At 69.8% G+C, this 23,730-nt stretch carries 24 protein-coding genes and 2 pseudogenes; 6 read left to right on the top strand and 20 right to left on the bottom strand.

Features of this window, described 5'->3' with window-relative positions:
* Positions 1-20: 20 nt before the first annotated feature.
* Positions 21-224: pseudogene (locus ACH4F6_RS27115) on the bottom strand (GntR family transcriptional regulator); the annotation flags it as partial.
* A 276-nt stretch (positions 225-500) separates the two neighbouring features.
* On the opposite strand from ACH4F6_RS27115, the gene ACH4F6_RS27110 reads away from it, so the two are divergent.
* Positions 501-761: a hypothetical protein gene (locus ACH4F6_RS27110; protein WP_397962951.1), complete on the top strand. Its 261-nt coding sequence runs from the start codon at positions 501-503 to the stop codon at positions 759-761.
* Between the two features lie 58 nt (positions 762-819).
* On the opposite strand, the gene ACH4F6_RS27105 is transcribed toward ACH4F6_RS27110, so the two are convergent.
* The 12 genes from ACH4F6_RS27105 to ACH4F6_RS27050 form a co-directional block, all read right to left on the bottom strand.
* Positions 820-1,179: a hypothetical protein gene (locus ACH4F6_RS27105; RefSeq protein WP_397962950.1), complete on the bottom strand. Its 360-nt coding sequence runs from the start codon at positions 1,177-1,179 to the stop codon at positions 820-822.
* On the bottom strand, positions 1,176-1,340 hold the full coding sequence (locus tag ACH4F6_RS27100; protein WP_397962949.1) for a hypothetical protein: 165 nt from the start codon (positions 1,338-1,340) through the stop codon (positions 1,176-1,178). The genes ACH4F6_RS27105 and ACH4F6_RS27100 overlap by 4 nt, the downstream gene beginning before the upstream one ends.
* 73 nt (positions 1,341-1,413) lie before the next feature.
* On the bottom strand, positions 1,414-5,526 hold the full coding sequence (locus tag ACH4F6_RS27095; protein ID WP_397962948.1) for a transglycosylase SLT domain-containing protein: 4,113 nt from the start codon (positions 5,524-5,526) through the stop codon (positions 1,414-1,416).
* The gene (locus tag ACH4F6_RS27090; protein WP_397962947.1) at positions 5,513-5,779 is read right to left on the bottom strand and encodes a hypothetical protein; all 267 of its coding nucleotides are present in this window, start codon (positions 5,777-5,779) and stop codon (positions 5,513-5,515) included. The genes ACH4F6_RS27095 and ACH4F6_RS27090 overlap by 14 nt, the downstream gene beginning before the upstream one ends.
* 72 nt (positions 5,780-5,851) lie before the next feature.
* The gene (locus ACH4F6_RS27085; protein ID WP_397962946.1) at positions 5,852-5,995 is read right to left on the bottom strand and encodes a hypothetical protein; all 144 of its coding nucleotides are present in this window, start codon (positions 5,993-5,995) and stop codon (positions 5,852-5,854) included.
* A 186-nt stretch (positions 5,996-6,181) separates the two neighbouring features.
* A complete protein-coding gene (locus ACH4F6_RS27080; protein WP_397962945.1) occupies positions 6,182-6,778 on the bottom strand; it encodes a bifunctional DNA primase/polymerase in 597 nt (198 codons plus the stop codon).
* A gap of 286 nt (positions 6,779-7,064) precedes the next feature.
* Positions 7,065-7,238: an HNH endonuclease gene (locus ACH4F6_RS27075; protein WP_397962944.1), complete on the bottom strand. Its 174-nt coding sequence runs from the start codon at positions 7,236-7,238 to the stop codon at positions 7,065-7,067.
* 145 nt (positions 7,239-7,383) lie between these two features.
* A complete protein-coding gene (locus ACH4F6_RS27070; RefSeq protein ID WP_397962943.1) occupies positions 7,384-7,635 on the bottom strand; it encodes a hypothetical protein in 252 nt (83 codons plus the stop codon).
* Between the two features lie 2 nt (positions 7,636-7,637).
* Complete coding sequence (locus tag ACH4F6_RS27065) at positions 7,638-8,657, bottom strand: major capsid protein (RefSeq protein ID WP_397962942.1); 1,020 nt, start codon at positions 8,655-8,657, stop codon at positions 7,638-7,640.
* Positions 8,658-8,679: 22 nt separating this feature from the next.
* On the bottom strand, positions 8,680-9,249 hold the full coding sequence (locus ACH4F6_RS27060) for a hypothetical protein (protein WP_397962941.1): 570 nt from the start codon (positions 9,247-9,249) through the stop codon (positions 8,680-8,682).
* An 855-nt stretch (positions 9,250-10,104) separates the two neighbouring features.
* Complete coding sequence (locus ACH4F6_RS27055; RefSeq protein ID WP_397962940.1) at positions 10,105-10,701, bottom strand: hypothetical protein; 597 nt, start codon at positions 10,699-10,701, stop codon at positions 10,105-10,107.
* Positions 10,702-11,433: 732 nt separating this feature from the next.
* A complete protein-coding gene (locus tag ACH4F6_RS27050; RefSeq protein WP_397962939.1) occupies positions 11,434-11,991 on the bottom strand; it encodes a hypothetical protein in 558 nt (185 codons plus the stop codon).
* Between the two features lie 147 nt (positions 11,992-12,138).
* Here ACH4F6_RS27050 and ACH4F6_RS27045 point away from each other — a divergent pair, with 147 nt between their 5' ends.
* Positions 12,139-12,345 carry a hypothetical protein gene (locus ACH4F6_RS27045; protein ID WP_397962938.1) on the top strand — a complete coding sequence of 69 codons (207 nt, stop codon included), beginning with the start codon at positions 12,139-12,141 and terminating at the stop codon, positions 12,343-12,345.
* Positions 12,346-12,388: 43 nt separating this feature from the next.
* Here ACH4F6_RS27045 and ACH4F6_RS27040 read toward each other — a convergent pair whose 3' ends face one another.
* From ACH4F6_RS27040 to ACH4F6_RS27030, 3 genes and pseudogenes are all read right to left on the bottom strand, one after another.
* Entirely contained in the window at positions 12,389-13,879 is a 1,491-nt protein-coding gene (locus tag ACH4F6_RS27040; protein ID WP_397962937.1) for a recombinase family protein, read from the bottom strand.
* A gap of 50 nt (positions 13,880-13,929) precedes the next feature.
* A pseudogene (locus ACH4F6_RS27035) lies at positions 13,930-14,196 on the bottom strand (GTP-binding protein); the annotation flags it as partial.
* Between the two features lie 407 nt (positions 14,197-14,603).
* Complete coding sequence (locus ACH4F6_RS27030; protein ID WP_397962936.1) at positions 14,604-15,326, bottom strand: DNA alkylation repair protein; 723 nt, start codon at positions 15,324-15,326, stop codon at positions 14,604-14,606.
* Positions 15,327-15,375: 49 nt separating this feature from the next.
* On the opposite strand from ACH4F6_RS27030, the gene ACH4F6_RS27025 reads away from it, so the two are divergent.
* Positions 15,376-16,164: a TVP38/TMEM64 family protein gene (locus ACH4F6_RS27025; protein ID WP_397962935.1), complete on the top strand. Its 789-nt coding sequence runs from the start codon at positions 15,376-15,378 to the stop codon at positions 16,162-16,164.
* Between the two features lie 6 nt (positions 16,165-16,170).
* Here the strand turns inward: ACH4F6_RS27025 and ACH4F6_RS27020 are convergent, their stop codons facing one another.
* Positions 16,171-17,340, bottom strand: a complete 1,170-nt coding sequence (locus ACH4F6_RS27020; RefSeq protein WP_397962934.1) for a thiolase family protein — start codon at positions 17,338-17,340, stop codon at positions 16,171-16,173.
* Between the two features lie 129 nt (positions 17,341-17,469).
* Between ACH4F6_RS27020 and ACH4F6_RS27015 the strand changes: the two genes are divergently transcribed.
* A complete protein-coding gene (locus ACH4F6_RS27015) occupies positions 17,470-17,946 on the top strand; it encodes a winged helix-turn-helix transcriptional regulator (protein WP_397962933.1) in 477 nt (158 codons plus the stop codon).
* A gap of 256 nt (positions 17,947-18,202) precedes the next feature.
* Here ACH4F6_RS27015 and ACH4F6_RS27010 read toward each other — a convergent pair whose 3' ends face one another.
* Together ACH4F6_RS27010 and ACH4F6_RS27005 are read right to left on the bottom strand one after the other, a co-directional pair.
* The gene (locus ACH4F6_RS27010; protein ID WP_397962932.1) at positions 18,203-19,129 is read right to left on the bottom strand and encodes a PmoA family protein; all 927 of its coding nucleotides are present in this window, start codon (positions 19,127-19,129) and stop codon (positions 18,203-18,205) included.
* Positions 19,126-20,286, bottom strand: coding sequence for a Gfo/Idh/MocA family protein (locus tag ACH4F6_RS27005; RefSeq protein WP_397962931.1), 1,161 nt, complete (start codon positions 20,284-20,286; stop codon positions 19,126-19,128). Before ACH4F6_RS27005 ends, ACH4F6_RS27010 begins: the two co-directional genes overlap by 4 nt.
* A 446-nt stretch (positions 20,287-20,732) precedes the next feature.
* Between ACH4F6_RS27005 and ACH4F6_RS27000 the strand changes: the two genes are divergently transcribed.
* Both ACH4F6_RS27000 and ACH4F6_RS26995 read left to right on the top strand, forming a co-directional pair.
* Complete coding sequence (locus ACH4F6_RS27000) at positions 20,733-21,608, top strand: undecaprenyl-diphosphate phosphatase (RefSeq protein WP_397962930.1); 876 nt, start codon at positions 20,733-20,735, stop codon at positions 21,606-21,608.
* A 218-nt stretch (positions 21,609-21,826) separates the two neighbouring features.
* On the top strand, positions 21,827-22,006 hold the full coding sequence (locus tag ACH4F6_RS26995) for a hypothetical protein (protein WP_397962929.1): 180 nt from the start codon (positions 21,827-21,829) through the stop codon (positions 22,004-22,006).
* Positions 22,007-22,298: 292 nt separating this feature from the next.
* Here ACH4F6_RS26995 and ACH4F6_RS26990 read toward each other — a convergent pair whose 3' ends face one another.
* On the bottom strand, positions 22,299-23,414 hold the full coding sequence (locus tag ACH4F6_RS26990; protein WP_397962928.1) for an AI-2E family transporter: 1,116 nt from the start codon (positions 23,412-23,414) through the stop codon (positions 22,299-22,301).
* Positions 23,415-23,730 lie beyond the last annotated feature (316 nt).

The following is a 23,730-nucleotide window of genomic DNA, read 5'->3' as shown; positions in this document are numbered from 1 at the left end:
CAGTCAGCCACGAAGGACCCTTGCCCCAGCACTGTGCGGAGCTTGCCCTCCTCCCGCAGTGCCACGAAAGCCTTTTGGATGGTCGACGGAGCAACGTCCAGTTCCGCCGCAAGGTCGTTGACCGACGGGAACCGGTCGCCAGGACGGTAGACGCCGGCCGCCAGTCGTCGGCGTAGCTCCTCCAGCACTTGAGGCCACACGGGTTTAGCTCGGTCAAGATCCATACTCCGCAGCATGCGCGACTCCTTGACGTCACGCGACCGCAGCATCAGGACACCGCGACACCGCGAATACGCGTAAGGTTGCGTTGTCATGAAACACAAGCGCCCCTGGCGCAGCCGGGTAGGGCCGCGCCAGGGGCTACGTCGACTAGCAGGAGCCGACATGCCGCGCAGCGTACCGAAGTCCTCGGAGGCGAACGCATGAGCCTTCGACGTGTCCACTTCACCGGCCCCCGCGGGGGAACAGTGTTCATCCAATCCGCCAACCATGACGGCGTCGTGTCCCGCCTGGCCGACCACATCGAAGACCAGCGAATCGACGTCGCGCGCGTCCTCCTCGCACTCATCATCCCCATGCTGGAGGCGGACAAGATGTCGGCCGACGAAGCCACGTTCATGCTGGGACGCGCCGCGGAGAGCCTGTCTGAGGTCATCGCCGTCGCGGAGTCCCGGGGCGAGCGGCTCCGTCCGCCGGGTGACGACGACGAGGAAGACGACGACGAGGAAGACGAAGACGACGAGGCGCCGGCCGACGACTGACGTTGCCAACGCAAGAAAGCCCCCGCCCTCCATGACGGAGAGCGGGGGCTCTTGTGTGTCAGGCACCGTGGGCCGCCTTCAGGTCGTCGATGCTCTTCGAGAGAACCGCGTAGCGCGGTGTCTTGCCGTTGCCTCGCTCGACGATGGAGGCGTGCGGGGCCGTGTTGACCAGACGTGCGCTGCCACGTTGCCGGGGCTTCCCGCGGAAGGGAACATTGAGCATGATCGGAACGACGACAAAACTCGCTCGGTACTGGCCCGGGTGCGGGTCCTTCGCCGGATCACCGGTCGGGCTGTTGCCCTCCGCTACCGCCTTCAGCTTCTCTGCCGTAGACACGCACTTCGCCTGGAGCCACGGCCGCGAGAGCATCGCACCGATGCCGGAGTAGCGACCGTGGTACTTCGATCGGTACGTCATACCGGGAACCCCAGCGCGCGGAGACGCTGCCGGTAGAGCTTGCCGGCGTCCGGAGTGCAGTAGAGCTTGCGGCGCCCGCTCCCTGGCGTCTGGGGGACGTCGGCCCCGCAGTGCGGGCAGGCGACGGGGGCGCTCTTGATCGGCTTCGTGCAGTTGAACATGGTGATCCTCCTCGACGTCAGGAGCCCCCGGGTCACGTCGACCCGGGGGCGGTGCGTGCGTGTGTGGTGTGCGTCAGATGAGACGGCCGTTGTTGAGCGCCGTAGCCGTGTCGTGGTCGTAGACCTCGACGCGCTCGTCAACGATGTCCGTGATTTCGCGCGTACCGAGATAGACGTGGTTGTGAATGACCGGAGGCGTCGTCGGGCCGGCGCTCTTCGCGGCGCGGATGTCGGCGAACTGAGAGCTCGTAAAGACCGGCTCCGGGGATCCGGTGCCGTTGGCGACGAGGGACAGGCCCTTCGGGAGGTATCCGCCGTCATCGAACCACGTCGGGACGACGCGGCCACCGAGGGCGTAGCCGCCAGGACGGTTGTAGGCGGCCGGCAGTGATCCGTACGCCGACATTGCGTAGCGCATCGAGGCGTAGATGTTGGCCAGTGGGTTCGTCGAGACGCCGTAGGAGAAGGGGCCGACGTCCCGCATCGTCCCGGCATGCGCCCGGAAGGTTGGGCCGATAACCTGCATGAGGCCGACGCTCGGGTGTCCCGCGAGCCAGTTGCTGTCCCACTTGTTGACGATCGTGGGGTTACCGCCGGACTCCTGGTTCATCCGTCGCAGCGTCAGGTCTGCGTACGCTGCCGGATTGCCTGTCATGCTCAGCGCCTGGAGCACCGTCGGCCGCCACCTGGCCACTCCAGAGCCGCCGTTTCCGCCACCGACGTTGGCGTTGCCTCCGCCTCCTCCGCCACCGGAGAAGGACACGGTGTCGATGATCTTGTCCTTGATGCCGCTGATCATTTTTGCGGGGAGCTTGGCGAGTGCCTCCAGCATGGGTGAGCCGCTAAGCTTCTCCTTCACCTTGTCCAGGATCGGCTTCGTCAGCTTGGACCATATCTTCGACGGGTTGGCGACGAGGTCCGCAGCCGTCTGCGCCCAGTCAACAGCCTTGCCGGCGACGTTGCTTGCGGCGTCCTTCGTAAAGTCCCACGCGTCCCCGAGCGCGCCGACGATACCGCCGTCCGCGAACCGGGGGAGCTCCCCGCGCTCGTTCATGTAGGCGAGTTTGTCGAAGCCGATCTTCCGGGCGGACGATCGCTTGATGACGAACTCGTCGGCCATGAGGAGGGCGGGAATGCTGTCCACGCCCGGGGTACCGCCGCTCGTCCGCCCACCGTCAGCGAAGAACTTCGGGTTGGTGTCGAGTAGCTTCGGTGCCTTCGGGAGTGGGTCCATTCCAACGTATTTCGACACGCCGTCAAAGACGGCTTTGATGCCCTTGTTGTAGACCCAGTCGATAATGAAGTTCACCGGCTTCGCGACGATTCCGGCGACCTCGCGCCAGTTTTCACTAATCGCGTCCTTCGCGTCGCCGAAGGCATCACCGACGAGGCCGACGCCCTGTTTCACGAGATCGAACGCCGGCTTCAGGCCCTTCGTCCAGAGCCAATCCGCCTTGTCGGCTATCTCGTCGAAGACAGGCTTGATGGCGAGGTCGTAGAGCCAGACGAAAATATCGCCGACTCCGCGGACGATGGTCATGACATAGCCGAAGTACCGCTCGACTATATTCTTCCACCACCACGCTATCAGGTCTCCGATGAAGCCGAAAATGGGGCTGAAGATCCCGGACCAGAGCCACGAAATCACGTCGGCCACCATCAACCAGTAAGCCACCATGAAATCGATGTACGGCTTCACGATGTTCGACCACAGCCAGACGAATACGTCACCCACTAGTTTCCAGTAGGCGACGATGAATCCGATGTAGGGCTTGACGATGGTGTCCCAGATCCATACGACTACGCCGCCGAACCACTCGAAGAATGGCTTCAGCGCCTGCGTCCAGAGCCAATCCGTCGCGGTCTTTATCGCCGACCACGCCGTCTGAACTGCGTCCCGGAAGGCGGGGAACTTCTGGTAGGCGTACACGACGCCGGCTGCCAGGGCCGCGATTCCGGCTACAATTAGCGGAATACCACTCGCCGCCATTGCTGCGTTCCACAGCCACACCACGACTGTCCAGGCTTTCCACGCCGCGACGGCGAGCCAAATTCCCTGGACGACGAACGGCGCGTGTTCCGCGACGGTCGCAATGCCATCGACGACGAGGGTTAGCCCTTCGAGGAGCGGCCCGGAAAGCGGGGAGAGGGCGGAGCCTATGCTCAGTGCGGCTCCGACAATGGCGCCGAAGAACGCTGCCACCTTCGGCCCGGTTTTCGCGGCGTAGTCGAGGAACCGCTCAAACTCGGGACTGCCCTTCAGGCCCGTTCCCCAATTGGCGAATCGGCCCGTTGTCCTCACCATACGGGCGGCGATGTCGTCCATATGCGGGAGGAAGGCGTCGACTACGCCGGCCATGCCCTTCAGGGTGTTCCCGAATGCCTTGCCCAGGCCGACGACAGCCGGGCGCGCGGAGCCTTCAATGTCCCGCTTGAATCCCTGCCAGAACGGCTCTTTGAGTTCCTTCGACGCTGCGTCCTGGAGCTCCTCGACGCCGGCCGCCGTTTCCCGCACGAGGGGCGAGAGGCCAGGAAGAGCGTTCTTCGCGCCGTTGACGGCCCGCGTGAAGAGCGGGAGGACGTCGGGAGACAGCGCCTTCGCCCATGCGCTGAATGCCGCCTTGAGCCCTGTCGGGCCGGCTATGGAGTCGTACAGGTCGCGCTGTTCTGGCGTGAGTTTGGCGAGTGCCTTTTGATACTCGTCCGCCTTCGTGACGGCCTTCGCCGTGGTGTCGATGGACGAGAGCCGCGCAGCCTGGAGACTGCGCTCCGCGTTGGCGACGGCCTCCGCGCCCTGTACCTCCGCGGTGCGCACCTTGGCCTGCGCGTCGGCGACGGCCCGGGTGCGGTCCTGTACGGCCCGCTGCGCATCGGCGACACGCTTCGTGGCGTCCTTGACGGCCTCGTTCCCGTCGACGCCCGCTTTCGTGGCCTCCTCGACGGACCGCTTCAGCTCCGCTTGCTTCGCGCGCTGCCTGTCGGCGTTGCGCACCGCTTCGTCAACGCTCAATTGCGCACGCTGACGCTGGAGGTCCGTCGACTTCGGATCGGCCATGACCCGGGCGAGCTCCTCGCGCGCTTCCTTCGTGCGGAGGGTGGCCTCGCGCTCGACGAGCGCGCCGTCGAGGAGCTGATCCTGAAGGCTCCGGAGCTCCTGCCTGGCGTCGCGGCGGGCCTGCGTGAGGTCGTCCTCCGCGTCGCGGGCGGCCCGCTTCGCGTCGACGAGGGCGCGCTCCGCGTCGGCAACCTGACGGCTCGCGTCGGCAACCCCTTGCGCAGCCTGACGATGCGCATTGCGCAGCGCTGATTGCGCAGACGCAAGCTGAAGCGCCGATTGCGCAGCCTTCACGCTCGACGCTGCGCCGTTGTCCGTCGCGCGGGAGGCTTCCTGTTCGGCTGCTGTCTTCGCCTGGATCGCTGACGTCACGCCCTTGATGGCAGGCACGGCCGCGAGTGCGAGCGCTCCGACACCTGCGCCGGCGGCGACGGCCGCGGACGCGATAGCGCCCAGACCTGCGGCGGCTACCGGAATCACGGGTATCGCTGCGACGACTCCCAGGAGCACACCGAGTTGCATGAGTTCCGTCCGCGCCTGGCCGGTGTCGGCACGGACGCGGACGGTTGCCGTTTCGCCGTCGAGGTCATTGACGGCCCGCTCCATTTCGGCGAGTCCGGCGCGGGCGGCAGCGATATCCGAACGAACCTGAATATCCGCCGTCTGCGCGCCGAGCCTTTCGAGCTCCGCGTCAATAGCGGAAATCTGCGCAAACGCCGTTGCGGCGTCAATGTCGACGCCAACGCGCTTGTTTGCGAGCGATTCCATGCGGGCACGGACGCGCGCTAGATCGGCGTCAAAGCCAGTCGTCGACAAACGCACGTCGGGACGAGGCAACGACCGAAACGCCGCCTCCAAACGCGTTTTAAATGCGCGTGCGAAGGCGCCGGCGTTGTCGTCACCCTGGCGCGTTGCGGAAGTGCGGGCGGCTCGTCCACCATTCGTGATGGCGTTGGGAATCGCGACGACGATGTGTCGGCTCATCGCCTCGCCGAGGCGCCTACCAGCCTCTTCGCCCACTCTGTCGGCCGCGGGGAGGACGATGCCCTTTAGCTTCGTGTGGAACTGAGGAGCAATCGGTACGACGTCAACGGCCGCTCCGCCGACGATATCGAGATCAGCAGCGGCCATAGAGCGACCCCAGGAGCGGTCCGACGGCAAACGGGTCGGAACGGCCGTTCAACAGTCGTTCGAGGGCGTTTAGCGTCTGAAACGCCGATGCAACTTCCGGCGTTGGTTCCTGCGCCTCCAGCCCTCTCCGGAGCCATTCGAAATCGGCGCAAGAATCGCCGCAGTAGGAAGTAGGCAACGCCAGGTCGCCGATCATCAGGATTTCGGCATGGAAGTTGCAACCTCTACGTTTGCAGAGGTTTTCGTCACTCATGGTTTCCCTTTCGGGCATGAAAAAGGCCCGTAGCGGAATTCACTACGGGCCTTATGCGGTCGGTGGGTAACGTCAGGTGCGCGTCTCGCCCGCGGCGAATATCCCAGACACTCGCGCGAACGGTGTCGTACGGGCGTCGAGGAGTTCCGCCAGGCGGAGGAGTTCCGCGGCCTCCGCTCCGTCGTTGTCGCGCAGTGCCTTACGTACGCGGACCATGAAAACGCTGCACTCGGCACTACAGTGCTTGGGAAGTCTGGCGTTGCCCTTCGGCCCCGTTCGCATGTGTCGCGTGAAGTGACAGCCGGGCCGCTTGCACTTCGGGGCGTCGCGGTGGATCAAAGCTCCTCCAGAACTGACGAAGCCCCGAAGGGCATTCCCTTCGGGGCTCTGTGTTGTTGGGTGTCAGGCCGTCAGATCGGCCGTGAGCGCGCTGATATCCGCCAGCGTCGACGGGGCGCCGCTGAAGCGCTGCCCGGTAACGGCGATGTATCGGCCGGTCCCGTAGATCTCCACGGCCGTACCGTCGGGGCGTCGGATGCGCCGTCCCTGTCGGACGTGAGCGCGGCCCCAGATGTGCAAGCCGTCGCCCGACGGGGACACCTCTACGTAGGTGGCGCCCGCGTCGCGGATGATGGCTGCGGCCCACGGGGCGAGTTGCCCGGTGAGCGGGTTCAAGCAGTGGTCCAGGTCGAGACAGACGATGCCGTCCCCGTCGAGGACGAAGCCCAGACCGACGCCGGCCGTCGAGGCTGCGGCGTCCTTGTGCGTGCTCCAGGTCCGCGGGTCGGTGCTTGATGCCGCCATGCCGGCGACCGTGAGCGGCCGTTTGTCCGCGGAGCGCCGGACCCACCTGTCGCGGGTCGTCAGCTCACGAGGAGTCGCGTCGTTCTTCGCCGCACGGTGGGCGGCGACACGGCAACGAGTGGAGCAGAACCGGGCGCGGTGTGAGTGCCGCGCTCCCAGGTGCTCCGCGCACCACTCGCATCTCCGTGTGTTCATGGTGCCCATTCTAGTGCGGCCGGTAACGGTAAAACAATGTCTGACCAGGTATTTTCTAAGGCGCTGTGTGCGTGGATCGCTGGGCGCCCGCCTCCCGTTTCGGGGTCCGGATCAGTCCAACCGGCCGGCGTTCGGGCCTCCAGTGGCCGCCTGTGGCCGCCTCGCTCGGATCCCCCAGACCCGTACAGACCGCGAAGCCCAGCATCTCTTCGAGACGGAAGGCTTCCCGTCGGGGTATACCGGGTGGGGGTGCGTCGAGTTTCCGCAGGTCAGAGGTGGTGCGACGTCAGTCGTCGAGTGCGGGGTGCGACTCGCGCGGGCGCTCCGTCCTCACGCGCTTCAGTGCGGAGGCTTGTCCGCCTTCGCTGCTGGACTTGCGGGCGTGATGCCACGCACAGCACAACGCCAGGTTCTCCAGGTCGTCAGACCCTCCGAGCGAGTGAGGGACGATGTGGTCCACGTCGGTGCCAGGCTGCGGGCATCGCGTGCCGTCGCTGTGCCGGACCGTGCACTGACCACCGTCCCGACGGATCACCTGGCGTCGCAGCCTTGCCCAGTTCCGCGGCAGCGTCGAACGTCTGTTGCTTCCTGCCCACGCTGTCACGTCAGTCCTTCCCGTGACGTGCGCGGTACAGCGCGGCGCCTCTGTTGACGCCACCCCGTGAGCCGACGTCGACACCGCGCGGTCCGCCGGAACGGATCGCGGGGGGAAGCGGAGTGACGGGCGTGAACTCTGACAGGAAGGCGTCCGCGTCCGCCTCCAGTTCCTCGGGGGTCTCACCGCGCAGGCGGGAACACATGGCCGGCGTCAGTCCCTTGGGTTCGCCGACCGCGAGTTGCTCGGGTGTCGGCTCCACGCTCACACCACCTTCGCGACGAACGTGCGGTCCGGGTCGGCCACGACGGGGAGGACGATGGCGGTAACGCGCGTCCAGAGCGTCTGTGGGTCCTCAGTCTTATAGCTGAGAGCCAGCACGCCAGGCTGCTCCCCGGAGGGGATGTGCAACTGACTGTCGCGTGCCTCTACCGGCGTCCCCCACAGCGTCTTGCCGACGGAGTCACCCGGGGCGGGCAGGAGACACAGCTTGTCGGCCGGCGTGACGCGGGTGGCCACGCCCTGGAAGCTGACGCGGGCGTCGTTGGTGACGATCTGCGGGAGGTCGTGCTCCCTCAGAAGTTCGTTCAGGTCGTCGGTGCTGAGCACGGCGGGCGGTACCGGGCCGGTCGTCGACATCCGGCAGAGCTGAGCGTTGCTGCGCAGGAGCCTGGAGACGCGATCCGGCATCATCATGAACTCCGGCATCGTGCCGTTCGTGTCGTTGTAGACCTCCGTCCACAGCGTCAGGTCGTCGAACGGCTTCGACAGGTCGGGATCGTCCCAGAAGACATCTGCCGTCACCGAGTGATCGGGGTCGCGTCCGTAGTCCACGGAGGCGCTCACGCCGTTCTCCTCGATGGTCACGCCACCGTTGAACAGAGCATCGCCCCGGGCCAGTTCGACGCGCGCCCCGACCTCACGAGTCAGCTTCTCCGCGAGGTTCAGGATCTTGTCCGAGATGCTGTCCGCGTCGACGAGGTTCCGTTCCTTGATCTGCTCGTACTCGCTCACAGGGATCTTGCGTGAGATGGGCGGGAGCATGCCGGACACCCGGACGGCGCCGGCCCGGGTACCGATGTCCGACTCCGCGTCGTACGCACGGAAGTTGGCCGCTTCGACGAGCCCGCCCCCGCCCTTCTCGAAGCGGAAGAACAGATCGTCGACGACGTCACTGGGAAGCCAGCGGGAGAGCGTGAACGCGTTCTCCTCGTAGTCCTCCAGTGCCGCGCGGGCGTAGCCGCTCAGGGTCGATGGATCGGTGTACTCGGTTACAAGCTGCATGGTCGTCTCTCAGGTAGTCAGGTCAGTGGGTGGTCGACTCGCGCAGCCACAGCGGGTTGGCGCCGTCGTCGGGAGTGCCGACGTCTTCCGCACCGCGTGACACCTCCGCCAGTTCCTCGACGTCGACGGGGAGCCAGGCACGGCCGCTCTCGGCCATGTAGATCAGGAAGGGGACGTCTCGGCGACGTCGCCCGGTCACGACGGCCATGACGTCGGCCGGCAGGGTGCCAGCGATCACGCCCTGATACGGACTGCCGCCCTCGTCTCGACGCATCGTCGGCACGTCGCGGAACTGGTCGTGTCCCTGCCGGTACAGGGAGGCCAGGACGCCCGCGTCACCGACCTCCGCATAGACGCTGCGCTGCGTCTTGCGGATCTCGTCGACGACGCCCACGAGTTCCCGGAGCCGGCGGTAGTCGGTGAGCCCCTGCTCCCCCGCCTCAATGGCGGAGTCGGCGTCGAGGTGACCGGAGCGCTCGATGACAGTCCGCGTCTCCGACAGGACGTCGTCGAGCTGCGCCGCGAGCGCCTCCAGGACGACGCGGGCGCCGCGCGACTTCAGGAACGGCATGCGCCGGCGAAGCGCGTTCACTGCTGTGTGGAGTGCCAGGCGCTCCGCGTGGGGCGCGAGAGCCGCTGTGTATGCCTCTGCCGCGCGTTCGCCGACGTCCGCGGGGATCGTCGCCCCCTCCGTCCGCATGGCCTCCACGGCAGCGTCTATGACTGCCTGGCGCGCTTGCTCCGGGGACGGTGCCGACGGGAGGGACGTAAGCCTCTCCTGCGTCTCCTTCAACAGCCTCTCCGCTGTCACGACGTCGGGAACGGCGTCCCAGACGGATGCGGGGGCAGTGCTCTTCCTGCGGGGCATGATCAGTCCTTCGTGGTCGGATACGACAAAGGGCCCTGTTCACCCGGAGTCAGGGCCCTTCGGAAGTGCTCAGCGCGTTCGGCGTACCGCTCTCGCATGCGCCGTCGCTGAGGTTCGGGGTTGTCCGCGTACGCCTCACGGCGCTTCGCGTTGTAGCAAGTGATGCAGTGGGGGCGTGTTCCGCCTCGTCCTGCGGGGTCCCACGGCCAGTGCTCCAGCGTCACGGGGAAGACTTCCCCGCACGTCAGGCACGGCCGTTTGCTGGGACCGGGTACGTCAAGAGCACGCATCGTCTCTCCATCCGTGGTCTTCGCTCTACCGATCGAAATTTGGGCATGGAAAAGCCCTCACCACCCGTGGAGAGGCGGCGCGGAGCTGCGCGGCCGAAGGAGGGAGCCGGCGCTCGACACGCTCCCCGAAGGGACACGGGTGGTGAGGGCTAAGCGGGGCGACGGAGGAGAGGTCGCCGTCCCGCAGTGCGGGAACCTTCAACGGCCAGTGATTCCGGGTCCGGAGGTTCCACGAGTTCGGGGAGAGGAGAGGCGGCCTCTCCCCTTCCCTATGTACGTGCGCACAGACCTACGCGGCGTCGCTCCCCACAGCACGCACGTCGCGCATCCGCTCGCGGTTAGCTCTGCGGCGCCGCTCCGTCGAGCACACGGCTCCGCACAGCCGACGCCACTTCCGGCGCTGGGACGCGGGCCGTCGCTGCGTGAACTCCTGCCCGCACTCGATGCAGGGGCCGCACCATTCCTTGAAGTCGCCGACGACCACCACGCGGCCCCCGTCGACCTCCCACGCCGGCCCCTCCGTCGCCTCCGCCTGGCGATCCGCGAAGCGTCGAGCTATCTCCGGGTCGATGCGGACGGAGACTTCCCCGACGACCGGAGGACGGATGTCGATCTCACGTCCCGACGGCCGACGTCGGCGCGGACGCTCCGGGTCGTCCTCGTCGTACATGCCGTCGTGCCAGTCTTCGAACTGTCGCTCCCCGAACTCCTCGTCGGGGACGTCGTCGAGCGGATCATGCCCCGACAGCCCCCGCCACGGTGCGCGTCCGCGGGACACGTAGGCGTCGTGGTCCGTCTCCAGCTCCAGCGCCAGGTAGCGGAGTTCCTCCGCCTCGTCCGTCAGATGAGTGCGCCGGCGGATTGGTGCGCCGTTGTCGTCGTACATCCTTGCTGCCCCTTGTCGTCGACGTCCGCGCGCGTGCGCGGTTACTACAGGGGTTGTGTCGTAATGGGCGTCGGATGTGACGCGGACACAGCCCTGTAATGGAGTTATGGGGCGCGAAGGAACTCTTGTTAGGGCGGGGGCGCCAGCGGGCAATGACTACTTTCCGTAACGATCCACGGCCCGGGGCGCGCAGACGACGGGGAGAGCGCAGGTCACAGCCTGAATCCTCGAAACGGCTCCGTGCGGCCCTGTGCGGTCCTGAGCGGCGGAATGGGGTCAGATACCGGAGGCTACTAGTTCGGGCGGGAGACGGGCGTACAGACGGCTTCTCGGGCGCCTCTCGCCCTCCGCCTCCCGTCGACGAGCCCCCTCCCCCGACATCCCGACAGGCGCCCCGTCGAGCGCCGGCCAGACTCAGGCCAAAAACGCAAACTAACCCCCACTTCCAAGACTTCTCTAACGCGTGGGGAGTAAAGAGGAAAGTAGCCCGGAGTTTGGCTAGTTTGGCTAACTGTGCAGGTCAGGGGGCGTGCAAATTGGAGCGAGTTTGGACGGGGGCAGACGAGGCACCAATGCGACGTAGGCGACTAAACGCCTAAATGGGGCGGAGCGTCGTCCTCCGGTACCCGTTGGAGGCGCCGACGAGGGTCAAATCGACCACTCCCCGAGAACGCAGCAACCCCGCCGGCCGAGGAGACTCGGGGCGGGGTTAGCTACAGAGTGTAACGACGATCAGGCGACGACCTCAAGGGTCGCGGGACGGGTGGCCGCGGGGGCGCATGCCGGGCAGAGGCTGACCGACCATCCTCCGCCGACAGCGACCGGCGCCGCTTCCGGGTCGACGTCGCCGCAGAGCCCGCACGTCGCGATGATCGGGTGCCGGTAGACCTCTTCCGACCAGACGCAGTAGACGTCCGCGAGCATCGCCTCGCAGCCCAGGACGGCGGAGTCGTAGGACGTCGCCCACCCGTCCGCCAGGACGACCCCCTCGAAGTCCTCCGGGCGGTAGTCGCGGCCGATGGCGACGAGGACGGGGAAGCCGAGACGGTCGGCGACGTCGGAGGCGAAGGCGGTGAGGTCGTCCAGTGCGGCGGACGTCGACGTGTCGCCGACGACGAGGACGCTCTTCGGGGCGGGGCGCTCCTCGACACAGGGGCGGTGCGCGAACACCTGGCCCCCCTCGACGGCGCCGACGGGGATCATCGCGCCGTCCTCGTCGCCGCAGACGACGCAGGTGGCGCCGTCGAGCTGGAGCTGAGTGAGGTTCGAGACGTCGAAGCGTGCGAACATGGTGTCTCCTCTGTTGAGGACGAACGCCCCGTGTGATCTGCCAGGATGCCGCGGGGCTTTCGTCATACGAGGTGGTTAACCACCCCCTAGCGCCTCGATAGTGGCACACCCTCGACAGGTGGTCAACCACCCTGGCACACTGACGCCATGGCCAACGCGCACAAGCACAAGCTCCGCGGCATCCGCGGCATTGACGACGAGACATGGGACGCCTTCGACGAGGCTGCAAAAGCGGCCTCCACGGACCGCTCGTCGGCCGTGCGGGCATTCGTCGAGTGGTTCCTAGCCCGAGACGGCGCGAGCCTCCCGGAGAGGCCCCTAGCCGGCGCCTGGAGCGCGCCCCCAGAGGCATAACGAAGCCCCCGCCAGATGTCCCGGCGGGGGCTCTCGTGTGTGGCTACGACTCAGCCGGCGTTGCCCATTCGATGTCACACCGTGCGTCGCCGTCGAAGAGCGCACCACGACGAGCGGCCTGCGTGACAGTGATCTTCTCAATGGCGACGCGGAGGAGGTCCCGGCGGGTCGGCAGGTCGGCCGCCTCCCACGCTTCTTCGAGCATGTCGGCATCGTCGAACATCGTCAGGTCGATTCGACGTCCGCTCAGCTCGTCTGCGCGCTCCTGTGCCTCCCTCAGGGTCGCCTCTGCCTCCGCGACGAGGCGCGGGAAGTGCTTCCCCATGGCCCCGTCATAGAGCCCTTTAGCGCGGTCGTTGGCCAGCCGCTCTACGGCCGCTTCCGCAGCCTTGACGGCTCCTAGAGCCTCCTGCGCCTCCTCCGTCTCCTCCGGCGCGACGAGAGCCGCCCAGCGCTCCGCCACGGCGATCATCAGCGGGTCGCCTGCGTCGACGTCGGCCGCGCTGACTGCCCCGACCCACTCCCGGTAGACGTACTCTTCGATGCGCGCTCGCATGGCGGAGGCAGGCGCCGGGCACGGCTTGCCCATGGCGTGACTGTTGCAGACATACGAACGCCCACTCGTCGGCATCTTCGCCCCGCAGCCGGCGCACCGGAGTAGGTCCGTCAGAAGATGCGACGCCTTACCGACACGCGGTCCCAGCGCTCCCCGCTGGTGACCTGAGTGAACTCGTCGCGCCTTCGCGACGAGGGCCGCGGGCACCGGCTCGACTCCGGCAGCAAACACAGAGACGCGCTCGCCGGACTCGTTGCGATATGCGACGGGCCATGTGTAGTCACGTGAGAGCGCGACGACTTGCCACCCCTCGTATACGGGGTTGTAGACGATGCGGCGGACGGTCGACGCATTCCACGGGCCACCCTTCGGGGAGGGCTTACGGTCGTCTGTCAGTCGTCGCGCGACGACACGGGGCGGCCGTCCTTCAGCCACCTCGTCGAGGATGCGAAGCACTGTGCTCCACTCCTTGCCGTGACGTAGCTTCCCGTGCCTGTCCTTGACCAAGCCGAACGGGGCGCCCCCAAGCCACACGCCCTTGCGGCGCTGTACTCGCTTCGTGTCGCGCACTCGGTGCGACAGGAGATCGGATGCAGCCTTCGCCCGTTCTGCGTCACTGACGATTCGCTCGCGGTCCCTGGGGTCCGCGCTGTCGAGCCGCTCGTAGTCGAAGATGATCCGTACGCCGGAGTCCAACAGTTGAAGGACGGAGAACGCGCCCTTCCGGTCGAACCTGTCGACGGCGTAGCACCACAGCGCCGGAACTTCCTTGCGCCGCAGGGAAGCTAGCGCCCTCTCGAAGTCAGGCCGCTTCGTGTCCGTCCACGCGCTGAGGTTGTCCTTCCAGACCTTACGGACGCGGTAGTCGTGGCGCGCTGCCCACTCCCGTCCCCTTGCCTCCTGCGTCTCAAAGGTCAGCGCTTCCACGCCTTCCCGTACGATTTTGCTCTTCCTGAGATAGAGGTCGATTTCCTCCACGTCCCCGCCCTTCGCTGCGGCTGGCTACAAGCATGACAGGGTGTGTCAACCACGTAGTCGGCGTGGCCCGGCATGTCGACGTGCGCGTAGTGCCGGGTGTCGGTCTCGTACTCGACGTGCGCGATGTTGATGGTGATGCCGCGCGCCGCCTCCTCGGGGGCGCGGTCGATGCGGTCGAACGGCACGAACGTGCCGGCGCCGCGCTCGGCGAGGACCTTGGTGATGGCGGCGGTCAGGGTGGTCTTGCCGTGGTCGACGTGACCCATGGTGCCGATGTTCAGGTGCGGTTTGGTGCGGACGTACGCCGTCTTGGGCATGGCGGTACCTCGAAGCCTCTCGGAAGGGTGCTGAGCGACGGCCCCGGCTGTGGCGGGACGCCGGCCGGGACGGGGACCCCGAGGAACTCACCGACCCTCCCCCTGCGGGGTCCGCCGGTCGATCCGGAGAGGGTCAGCTTCGGGCGCCGTCGACAGCGGCCGCGAGGACGGGAACGGCAGCCTTCGGCGCATCCGCGACGGCGGATGCTGCGAGGAGGAAGGCGTACCGGAACATGGGACCGATCCTCGCCGACGGTTCGACCGGTGTCGAATGGTTTTCCCCGGCATGCCGGGGGTCCGGCCGCACGTCGGAGAGAGCCCGGCGAACGCCCGCCTCACGGTTCCCTTCCGCTTCGCGGCCCCCGGCACCCCGACGACGGGGCACCTCCGGTACCGCACGTGCCGCGTTAGCCGCCGGTGTTCCTCAGCGCCTCGCGGACCGACAGCGGCGCGAACCGGTCGCGCTCGCGTGCCAGGAAGGCGCGGACGGCCCCGGGGTCGGTCTTGGCGTACTCGCGCAGCGCCCAGCCGATCGCCTTGCGGACGAAGAAGTCGGGGTGGCCGGACCGGCGCAGGCAGTGGCCGAAGAGGCGGTCGGCGTCGGTGCGTTCCTTGTGGCGGAGTTGGTGGAGCAGGGCGGCGCGGACCAGCCACCGGTCGTCGTCGTCGATCCAGGCGTCCGTCTCCGCCGTGAGGCCCGGGTCGGCGGCGACGAGGGCGCCGACGACGTGGACGGCGAGCAGGTCGACGGTGTCCCACCAGGGGACCGTGGTGATCAGGTGCCGAGCCACGGGCAGGAACGCCGACGTGCAGCGTCCCGCGTGCCGGCGGAGGTGGTCGACGGCGAAGTAGTGGTACTCGCGCTGCGGCAGCGCCCAGCAGCGCAGGGCGATCGCCGTGCAGTCGGCCTCGTCGGGGCGGGGCGTGCCCGCGAGGACGGCCCGCGACAGGGCCCGGCGCTCGGGCGTGGGCAGTCCCAGGAAGGGGGCCACGTCCTTCATGTACGCGCTCATGGCCGCCGCCCGCGTCGGATCGGCCGCGGCGCCGTACGCGGCGGTCAGCCGCTCCAGCACGGTGTCGGCGAGCGCGCTCGGCGGCACGCCGATCGTTTGCGCACCTGTGACCGTCATGAGACGAACCATACGGCGATCACCCGCATGCGTCGGTTAGTGTCGCCGGATGCTCGATGCCACCACCCGCTCTGGGGGCACCGCCACGGCCTCTCCCCGGGCCGCCGCGACGGAGTTCGTCGTCCCCGTCCCCCTGCCCGCCCTCGCCACGCCCGCGCCCACCGGTCTCGCCGCGCGCTGCACGAGAGCGCTGCTGTCCCCGTGGGCCCGTTTCGGGCTGCTGGTCGCGCTGCTCGCGGCCGCGGCGTCGAGCGTGCTGCTGTTCGAGCCGCAGAAGCTGCTCTCGGACGGCTGGCCGCCCCAACTGGGCGGTGTCACGGCGGCGCTGGTGTTCGCGGTCGCGTACGGGCTGTGCACGGTGGCGTTCGTGCCGCGGCCGTTGCTGAACCTGGCGGCGGGCGCGCTGTTCGGCTCGCAGCTCGGCCTGGGCGCCGCGCTGGGGGGCACGGTGCTGGGCGCGGGCATCGCCTTCGGTCTGGGGCGGGTGCTCGGGCAGGACGCGCTGCGGTCGCTGCTGCGGGGCCGGCTCCTGACGGCCGCGGACGGCCAGTTGAGCCGGCACGGGCTGCGCTCGATGCTGGCGGCCCGGCTGTTCCCCGGGGTGCCGTTCTGGGCCGCGAACTACTGCGCCGCCGTGTCCCGCATGGGCTGGCTGCCGTTCCTGGTCGCGACCGCGCTCGGCTCGGTCCCGAACACGGCCGCGTACGTCGTCGCCGGGGCCACCGCCGCGTCCCCGGCCTCGCCGCTCTTCCTGATCGCGCTGGCCGCGATCGCCCTGCCGGCGGTGGCGGGCGCGGTGGTGGCGTGGCGCAAGCGCCACCACCTGCGGGCGCGGTAGGTCCGGTCACACGGACTCCAGCACCATCGCGTTGGCCAGGCCGCCCGCCTCGCACATCGTCTGGAGGGCGTAGCGGGCGCCGCGGTCGCGCATCGCGTGGACCAGGGTCGTGGTCAGCCGGGTGCCGCTCGCGCCGAGCGGGTGCCCGAGCGCGATCGCGCCGCCGTGCACGTTGACCTTGGCGAGGTCGGCGCCGGTCTCCTGCCGCCAGGCCAGGACCACGCTCGCGAAGGCCTCGTTGACCTCGAAGAGGTCGATGTCGTCGAGGGACAGACGTGCCCTGCGCAGCACCTTCTCGGTCGCCGGGACGACGCCGGTGAGCATCAGCAGCGGGTCGGAGCCGGTGACGGCAAAGCTGTGCAGCCGGGCCAGCGGGCGCAGCCCGAGGCGGGCGGCGGTCTCGCCGGAGGCGATCAGCACGGCGGAGGCGCCGTCGTTGATCGGGCTGGCGTTGCCCGCCGTGACGTTCCACTCGATCTGCGGGAAGCGTTCGGCGAAGGCGGGGTCGTGGTAGGCCGGGCGGAGGCCGGCCAGGGCCTCCGGGGTGCTGTCGGGGCGGACGCACTCGTCGCGCGAGACGCCGTCCAGGGGCGCGACCTCCGCGTCGAAGAGGCCCTTCTCCCAGGCCTCGGCCGCCTTGCGGTGCGAGGAGAGCGCGAAGGCGTCCATCTGCCCGCGGGTGAGGGACCACTTGGCGGCGATCAGTTCGGCGCTGATGCCCTGGGGGACGAGGCCGTCCGGGTAGCGCTCGGCGACGCCGGGGCCGAAGGGGTCCTTGCCGGGCGGCACGTTCGACCACATCGGCACCCGGCTCATGGACTCGACCCCGCAGGCGACGACGAGGTCGTACGCGCCCGAGAGGACGCCCTGCGCGGCGAAGTGCACGGCCTGCTGGGAGGAGCCGCACTGCCGGTCGACCGTCGTCGCGGGGACGGTCTCCGGGAAGCCCGCGGACAGGACGGCGTAGCGGGTGGTGTTCATGGCCTGCTCGCCGACCTGGTCGACGGTGCCGCCGATGACGTCGTCGATCAGCGCGGGGTCGACGCCGGAGCGCTCGACGAGGGCGCGCAGGGTGTGGGCGAGGAGTTCGACGGGGTGGACGTGGGCGAGCGATCCGTTGGGCTTGCCCTTGCCGATCGGGGTGCGTACGGCTTCGACGACGACTGCGTCGCGCATGTGCGGGCCTCCTTGGCCGCCGGGGCCCTGTCGTCGGGCCCGCCCGGACGGTGTACCGGTGAGTAGGAAATCCGAACTCACCATAGCGTCATCAGTTGGAAAATCCAACCCTCACCTAGACTGAACGGCATGGCCGCCTCCAGCAAAGACCCGCGTCCCTGCTCGATCGCCGACGCCCTGGCGCTCGTCGGCGAGAAGCACTCCCTGCTCGTCCTGCGCGAGGTGTGCCTCGGCAACGGCCGTTTCGACCAGCTGGTGCGCAACATCGGCGCCCCGCGCGACGTCCTCGCCACCCGCCTGCGCCGCCTGGTCGACGCCGGGATCCTGACCAAGCGCGCCTACAGCGAGCGTCCGCAGCGCTTCGAGTACCGGCCGACGCAGGCGGGGCTCGAACTGGAGCCGGTCCTGATGACGCTCATGGCGTGGGGCGACCGTCACCTCCGCGGGGACGACGACCGGCCCATGGTGGTCGAGCACGTCTGCGGCCACGAGATGGTCCCGGTGGTCACCTGCGCCGCCTGCGGCGGGCAGGTGCGCCACGAGGACCTCACGGCCCACCCGCAGGCCCCGGGATGGACCGTGGCGGGTCCGACGGCGACGACATGACGGACGACGGTCCGCGGGCGGTCCGACCGGCGCGGCCCGCCTCGCGGCGACCGCCGCGTCCCCGGGGAGCGGCCTCCCCCCTGCCGCCGGCCCCACTGACCACCGCGGGCCCGGCGGCCGCCGCACCGCGCGGCCGGCGCTCGCGCCGCTCGCGGCGGGCGGGATCCGTGCCGAGGACGGCGGCGGCCCGGTCGCGAACGCGCGGATCCCGGGCCGGCGACACCGCCGCGAAGCCCGCCTCACGCTCCCCGGGCACTCACCACGGGTGCGCCCGCAGGTACGCGGCGATCTCCTCCCGTTCCCAGGCGCCGTCGGCCACGACGACGCGGTACCGGCGGGTGAGGGTGTCGCCGGGAGCCAGCTCCAGTTCGTCGTGGAACGCCCAGGACGGGGCGATGCCGGCGAAGGGCTCGTTGCGCACGAACCAGTGCGCGGGGTGGGCTCCCCCGGCACCGGAGTGGTCGTTCTCGGGGGCGTGGGCGAAGACGACGGTCGCGTGGCCGTCGGCGCCGTCGTGCTCGCCGGAGAAGGCGAGCCAGGGGCCCTGGCTGCCCATCAGCCCGGGACCCTCGCCCTCGGGGCCGATGACGCGCCCGTCCCGGAAGGCGCGCGGACCCCGCCAGAACAGCCCCGTGTAGCCGGCCGTCGCACGCCCGGCGGTGGTCGGACTGCCGAACCGCAGGGGCTCGTCCCGGCGGTTGGTGATCGCGCTCGTCCAGGTCAGCGCCCAGGAGCCGGAGGCGCGGTCGACGTCGTGCACCTCGATCCGGCGCCGCTCCCGTGCCCACAGCTCGCCGCTGTGCGGGTGCCAGGTCAGCTGCTCGGCGATGACGACCCGGTCGCCGTCGGCCGCGACCTCGTCGAAGGCGACGTGCGCCATCGAGCCGACCCGCTCCGGCAGGCGCAGGTATCCCTGGCCGTGGACGTAGCTGTTCCCGCCCCACAGGTTCGCGCCCGAGAGGTGGGAGGCGGTCAGCGACAGGCCCTTGTGCCAGCGGTGGTCGTTGGGCCGGTAGTCGGTGACGACGTCGCCCGCGAGGGTCCGCAAGGGGTGGAGGTACGGCTTCGGCGCCTCCCACGCGGCCTCCGGCCGGTAGACGTAGGCGAGCAGCTCGACCCCGGTCACCGGGTCGGTCACGGTGATCCGGTCGCCGTGCGCGTGGACGAGGCGCAGACCGGTCACGCGGGCACCTCCCCGGCGGCCGGCGCGGCGGCCGGCGCCCAGCCGGGGGCGCCGCCGTGCAGGGCCGTGTAGAAGGGGTCGCCGGGACCGATCTCGCCCCGCTTCACCGTCGCGTCCGTGAACGCCGACTTGTACAGCGCGGTGACCAGCTCCAGGCTGGTGCGGCCGTCGGCCCCGCTGCTGCGCGGCCGCTCCCCCGCACGCATGCTCGCGACCAGCTCGCGCAGCTGCGCGAGGTGCGAGCTGGGCACGTCCGTCCCGAAGTCCTGCCAGGCGGCCGCCAGTTCGCCGGGCACGTCCGGGGCCGGGGTGATGCGCCAGTCGGCGTTGGAGTGGCCGTAGAGGTGGGTGAGCTCGACGGTGGCGCGCTCGCAGTCGATGCGGATGCGGCTGACCTCGTCGGGGCTGAGGACGCTGTTCACGATCGTGGCCAGGGCGCCGCCCTCGAAGCGGACCAGCGCGGTGGAGACGTCCTCGGTCTCCACGTCGTGCACGAGCCGGCCGGCCATGGCGCGCACCTCGCTCCACGGGCCGAGCAGATCCAGCAGCAGGTCCATCTGGTGGATGCCGTGGCCCATGGCGGGGCCGCCGCCCTCGGTCCGCCAGCGGCCGCGCCAGGGCACGGCGTAGTAGGCGGTGTCCCGGTACCAGGTCGTCTGGCAGTGCGCCACGAGCGGCCGGCCGAGGGCCTGCCCGGCGAGCAGCCGCCGTACGTGCCGGGCGCCGGACCCGAAGCGGTGCTGGAAGACGATCGAGGCGTACGGGCCGCCCTCGGCGCCCTCCTGCGCCCCCACGGCGTCGTAGTCGGCCAGGGTCGGCACCGGGGGCTTCTCGCACCACACCCAGGCGCCGGCCCGCAGCGCGGCCACGCTCTGCTCGCGGTGCAGGGTCGGCGGGGTGCAGACGGTCACCAGGTCGGGGCGCTGCTCGGCGAGCATCCGCTCCAGGTCGGTGTAGGCGTGCGGGACCCCGCCCTCCGCACAGAAGGCCTCGACCGCGCCGGCGTCGATGTCGACGGCCGCGACGACCTCCGTCTCGCCCTCGGCCGCGAGCTGCTGGAGGGCGGGCAGATGGGAGCCGCGGGCGATGGCGCCGGTGCCGATGACGGCGGCCCGGACACGGCGGCCGGCGAGCGGAGCGGATGCGGGTGGGGTCATGGGCGTGATCAGCACTCCTCCGACGGACGACCGTAGAACCGAGCAGACCGGGCGCCCGAACGGACCGGAAGCCCGTGCGGGCCGGACGCCCGGACGGACCGGTGACCGGCGGCCTCGCGGGGGACGCGGGACGCCGGCCGTGCAGCAAGCGCTTTCTCTGCGGCAGCAACGTAAGCGGCCGCCCGGCGGCGGGTCAACACATCGGCCCAGGTCCGCCGCCACGCGCGCTTCCCCTCCGGGGCGTCCCGCGAAACCGTTCCCGAAGATCCGGGCGCGACGCGCCACCGCGTGTTTCCGCCCGGTCGAACGGCAGCGGCCCAAACCCCTGTGCCCGGCCTGTCACCGAGGGGCGCTACGCTGCCTTCGGCACACCACTTGATCACCGCGCGCGGCGGCCCGCCGCGCCCGTCGCTCCTCTCCGATCGGCACTTGGACTCCGTAACCTCATGTCTTGGTTTGAATCCCTCATCCTCGGACTCGTCCAGGGGCTGACCGAGTTCCTCCCCGTTTCCTCCAGCGCGCACCTGCGGCTGACCGCGGCCTTCTCGGGCTGGGAGGACCCCGGCGCCGCCTTCACGGCGATCACCCAGATCGGCACGGAGGCAGCGGTGCTGATCTACTTCCGCAAGGACATCGGGCGGATCATCTCGGCATGGTCCCGGTCGCTGTTCGACAAGACGATGCGCAAGGACCACGACGCCCAGATGGGCTGGCTGGTGATCGTCGGCTCCATCCCGATCGGTCTGCTCGGCGTCACGCTCAAGGACCAGATCGAGGGCCCGTTCCGCGATCTGCGGGTCACCGCGACCATGCTCGTGGTGGTCGGTGTCGTCATCGGCATCGCGGACCGGCTGGCGGCGCGCGACGAGAACGGCGGGCGCCACCGCACGCCCAAGCAGCGCAAGACCCTGGACGACCTCGGGGTGAAGGACGGCCTGATCTTCGGCCTCTGCCAGGCCTGCGCCCTCATCCCGGGCGTCTCCCGCTCCGGCGCCACCATCAGCGGCGGCCTGTTCATGGGCTACAAGCGCGAGGCGGCGGCCCGCTACTCGTTCCTGCTCGCCATCCCCGCGGTCATGGCCTCCGGCGTCTTCGAACTGAAGGACGCGATGGAGGGCGGCCACGTGGACTGGGGGCCGACGGCCTTCGCGACGGTGATCGCGTTCGCGTCCGGATACGCCGTGATCGCCTGGTTCATGAAGTTCATCAGCACCAAGTCCTTCATGCCGTTCGTCTACTACCGCGTCGTCCTCGGCATCGTGCTGATCGGGCTGGTCATGGCGGGCGTCCTCAGCCCGCACGCGGCCGAGTCGGCCGGCTGAGCACGCCTCCGCTCCCCGCGGGCCGCGCCCCGCACCCGAACAGGCCCGCCCTGCCCACCGGTGCCCGGCGCGGTCACCGAGACCCCGTCACGTCCCCCGCGACCCGGGCGCCGTCGGCCCGCGCCGTCGGGGGACGCACGACGACCGTGACCGACTCCCCACGGCTTGCGTAGCCGCCCGGTAGCGGAGGGTCAGCGCTTGGGCCTACGCTGTGGCGCATGTCCCCCACTTCTGACTCCCCTGGTTCCGTGCGGTCTGCCGCCGAGGTGAACGAGCAGATCCGGGCGCTGTGGCTGCGCACGGGCGGTTCCCTGTCGGCCGAGGAGCGGGCCGAGTACGAGCTGCTGGTGGTGGAATGGGCGGCGGCGATCCGCGGTGGCGTGGTCGAGGCGGCCTGATGCCCGCCGCCGTGTGCGCGGGCCGGAACGCGACGGACCCGTCCCGCGCGCCGTCCGCCCGGCCGTACCGGCCCGGGTCGGCCACCGCCCGGCGAAGACCCGGGCCGGCACGGCCCACCCGGTCCGGGCGCGTGCCGACCGGTCGCCGTGGCCGCGTGCCCCCGGCGCTCGACGCCGGGGCCGGGGTGCGTCCGGCCGTACCGCCGCCGCGCCTCGGCGGTGACGGCGCGGTGGGCCCCACCCGCCGCCGGCGACCGGACCGCCGGCCCGGATCGCCCGGCGCCCGTACCGGCTACGACGGGACGGCGGCCCCCGTGCGCGGACCGTCGGCGTCGGGCTCCTGCGACGGGTCGCCGAGCTGGTCGCGCACGTAGTTCCAGACGACCGCCAGCACCGCGGCGACCGGCACGGCGAGCAGGCTGCCCACGATGCCGGCGAGGCTGCCGCCCAACGTCACCGCCAGCAGGACGACCGCCGCGTGGATGCCCAGCCCACGGCTCTGGATCATCGGCTGGAACACGTTGCCCTCGAGCTGCTGCACCACGACGATGACGGCCAGCACGATCAGGGCGTCCGTCAGGCCGTTCGACACCAGGGCGATGAGGACCGCGACGAAACCCGCGAACAGCGCGCCGACGATCGGCACGAAGGCGGAGACGAAGGTCAGCACCGCCAGCGGGAGCACCAGCGGTACGTCCAGGACCCACAGGCCGATCCCGATCAGCACGGCGTCGAGCAGGCCGACGAGCGCCTGGGACCGCACGAAGGCGCCCAGGGTGTCCCAGCTGCGCGCCGCCACCTCCGGGACGTCGGTCGCGAGCCGGCCGGGCAGCTGGCGGGCGAGCCACGGCAGGAACCGCGGGCCGTCCTTGAGGAAGAAGAACATCAGGAACACCGCCAGGACGGCCGTGACCACACCGTTCACCACGGTGCTCACCCCCGTCACCACGGCGGTGACCATGCTGCCGACCCCGTCCTGGGCGCGGGCGACAGCCGTGTCCAGGGCCTTCGTGATCTGGTCGTCCCCGATGTTCAGCGGCGGCCCGGAAGCCCACTCGCGCAGCCTCTGCAGACCCTCGACCACCCCGTCGGTCAGCTCACCCGACTGGGACGCCACCGGAACGGCGATCAGCGCCACCACCCCCGCGGCGACGAGCAGGAACACCACCGTCACCGCCGAGGCGGCCGACGCCGGCCCCCACCCGTGACGCCGCAGGAAACGCGTCGACGGCCACGTCAGCGTCGTCAGCAGCAGACCGACGACGAGCGGCCAGACCACGGACCACATCCGGCCCAGCAGCCACAGGGCCACCATGAGCATCGCGAACACCAGCAGCAGGTCGACGGATATCCGTGCCGACGTGCGGAGCGCGGCGCGGGTTCTCGGAGAACTCAAGGGGGCAGACATGGGGTTCACCCTATGCGCCGCCCAACGGCCTCCACGCAACGGCCGACCGGCCCGCGCCCGCGGGCGCACCGGCACGTCCTCGCCCGCCTCGTACGGCCGCCCGGCCGGCAACAGGGCCTTCGCACGGCCGAGTTCGCCGGCGCGCACGGGTGCGTGATCCAGAGGGAGGGCGGCTTGATCCACGTCAGGCCGCGCTCACAGCCCTTACGGCTCCGATCTCCCCTGGCACAGCGGACTCGAGTGACGAGGTGAGGCATCGTGCGGTCGGCGTGCTGCTCCTCGTGTCGCCCTTCACCGGTCCGGCGACCGTCCGTTA

The sequence above is a fragment of the Streptomyces sp. NPDC017936 genome (assembly GCF_044328485.1).
Taxonomy (GTDB): Bacteria; Actinomycetota; Actinomycetes; order Streptomycetales; family Streptomycetaceae; genus Streptomyces.
Note: the sequence above shows the minus strand (reverse complement) of the source record. Positions and strands in the feature narration are given on the sequence as shown.

What these genes read in the sequence shown, in the direction of transcription:
- ACH4F6_RS27105 (WP_397962950.1), bottom strand. Translation starts at nt 1,179, where the DNA reads ATGACGTACCGATCGAAGTACCACGGTCGCTACTCCGGCATCGGTGCG.
- ACH4F6_RS27100 (WP_397962949.1), bottom strand. Translation starts at nt 1,340, where the DNA reads ATGTTCAACTGCACGAAGCCGATCAAGAGCGCCCCCGTCGCCTGCCCG.
- ACH4F6_RS27095 (WP_397962948.1), bottom strand. Translation starts at nt 5,526, where the DNA reads ATGGCCGCTGCTGATCTCGATATCGTCGGCGGAGCGGCCGTTGACGTC.
- ACH4F6_RS27090 (WP_397962947.1), bottom strand. Translation starts at nt 5,779, where the DNA reads ATGAGTGACGAAAACCTCTGCAAACGTAGAGGTTGCAACTTCCATGCC.
- ACH4F6_RS27085 (WP_397962946.1), bottom strand. Translation starts at nt 5,995, where the DNA reads ATGGTCCGCGTACGTAAGGCACTGCGCGACAACGACGGAGCGGAGGCC.
- ACH4F6_RS27080 (WP_397962945.1), bottom strand. Translation starts at nt 6,778, where the DNA reads ATGAACACACGGAGATGCGAGTGGTGCGCGGAGCACCTGGGAGCGCGG.
- ACH4F6_RS27065 (WP_397962942.1), bottom strand. Translation starts at nt 8,657, where the DNA reads ATGCAGCTTGTAACCGAGTACACCGATCCATCGACCCTGAGCGGCTAC.
- ACH4F6_RS27055 (WP_397962940.1), bottom strand. Translation starts at nt 10,701, where the DNA reads ATGTACGACGACAACGGCGCACCAATCCGCCGGCGCACTCATCTGACG.
- ACH4F6_RS27050 (WP_397962939.1), bottom strand. Translation starts at nt 11,991, where the DNA reads ATGTTCGCACGCTTCGACGTCTCGAACCTCACTCAGCTCCAGCTCGAC.
- ACH4F6_RS27045 (WP_397962938.1), top strand. Translation starts at nt 12,139, where the DNA reads ATGGCCAACGCGCACAAGCACAAGCTCCGCGGCATCCGCGGCATTGAC.
- ACH4F6_RS27030 (WP_397962936.1), bottom strand. Translation starts at nt 15,326, where the DNA reads ATGACGGTCACAGGTGCGCAAACGATCGGCGTGCCGCCGAGCGCGCTC.
- ACH4F6_RS27025 (WP_397962935.1), top strand. Translation starts at nt 15,376, where the DNA reads ATGCTCGATGCCACCACCCGCTCTGGGGGCACCGCCACGGCCTCTCCC.
- ACH4F6_RS27020 (WP_397962934.1), bottom strand. Translation starts at nt 17,340, where the DNA reads ATGCGCGACGCAGTCGTCGTCGAAGCCGTACGCACCCCGATCGGCAAG.
- ACH4F6_RS27015 (WP_397962933.1), top strand. Translation starts at nt 17,470, where the DNA reads ATGGCCGCCTCCAGCAAAGACCCGCGTCCCTGCTCGATCGCCGACGCC.
- ACH4F6_RS27005 (WP_397962931.1), bottom strand. Translation starts at nt 20,286, where the DNA reads ATGACCCCACCCGCATCCGCTCCGCTCGCCGGCCGCCGTGTCCGGGCC.
- ACH4F6_RS27000 (WP_397962930.1), top strand. Translation starts at nt 20,733, where the DNA reads ATGTCTTGGTTTGAATCCCTCATCCTCGGACTCGTCCAGGGGCTGACC.
- ACH4F6_RS26995 (WP_397962929.1), top strand. Translation starts at nt 21,827, where the DNA reads ATGTCCCCCACTTCTGACTCCCCTGGTTCCGTGCGGTCTGCCGCCGAG.
- ACH4F6_RS26990 (WP_397962928.1), bottom strand. Translation starts at nt 23,414, where the DNA reads ATGTCTGCCCCCTTGAGTTCTCCGAGAACCCGCGCCGCGCTCCGCACG.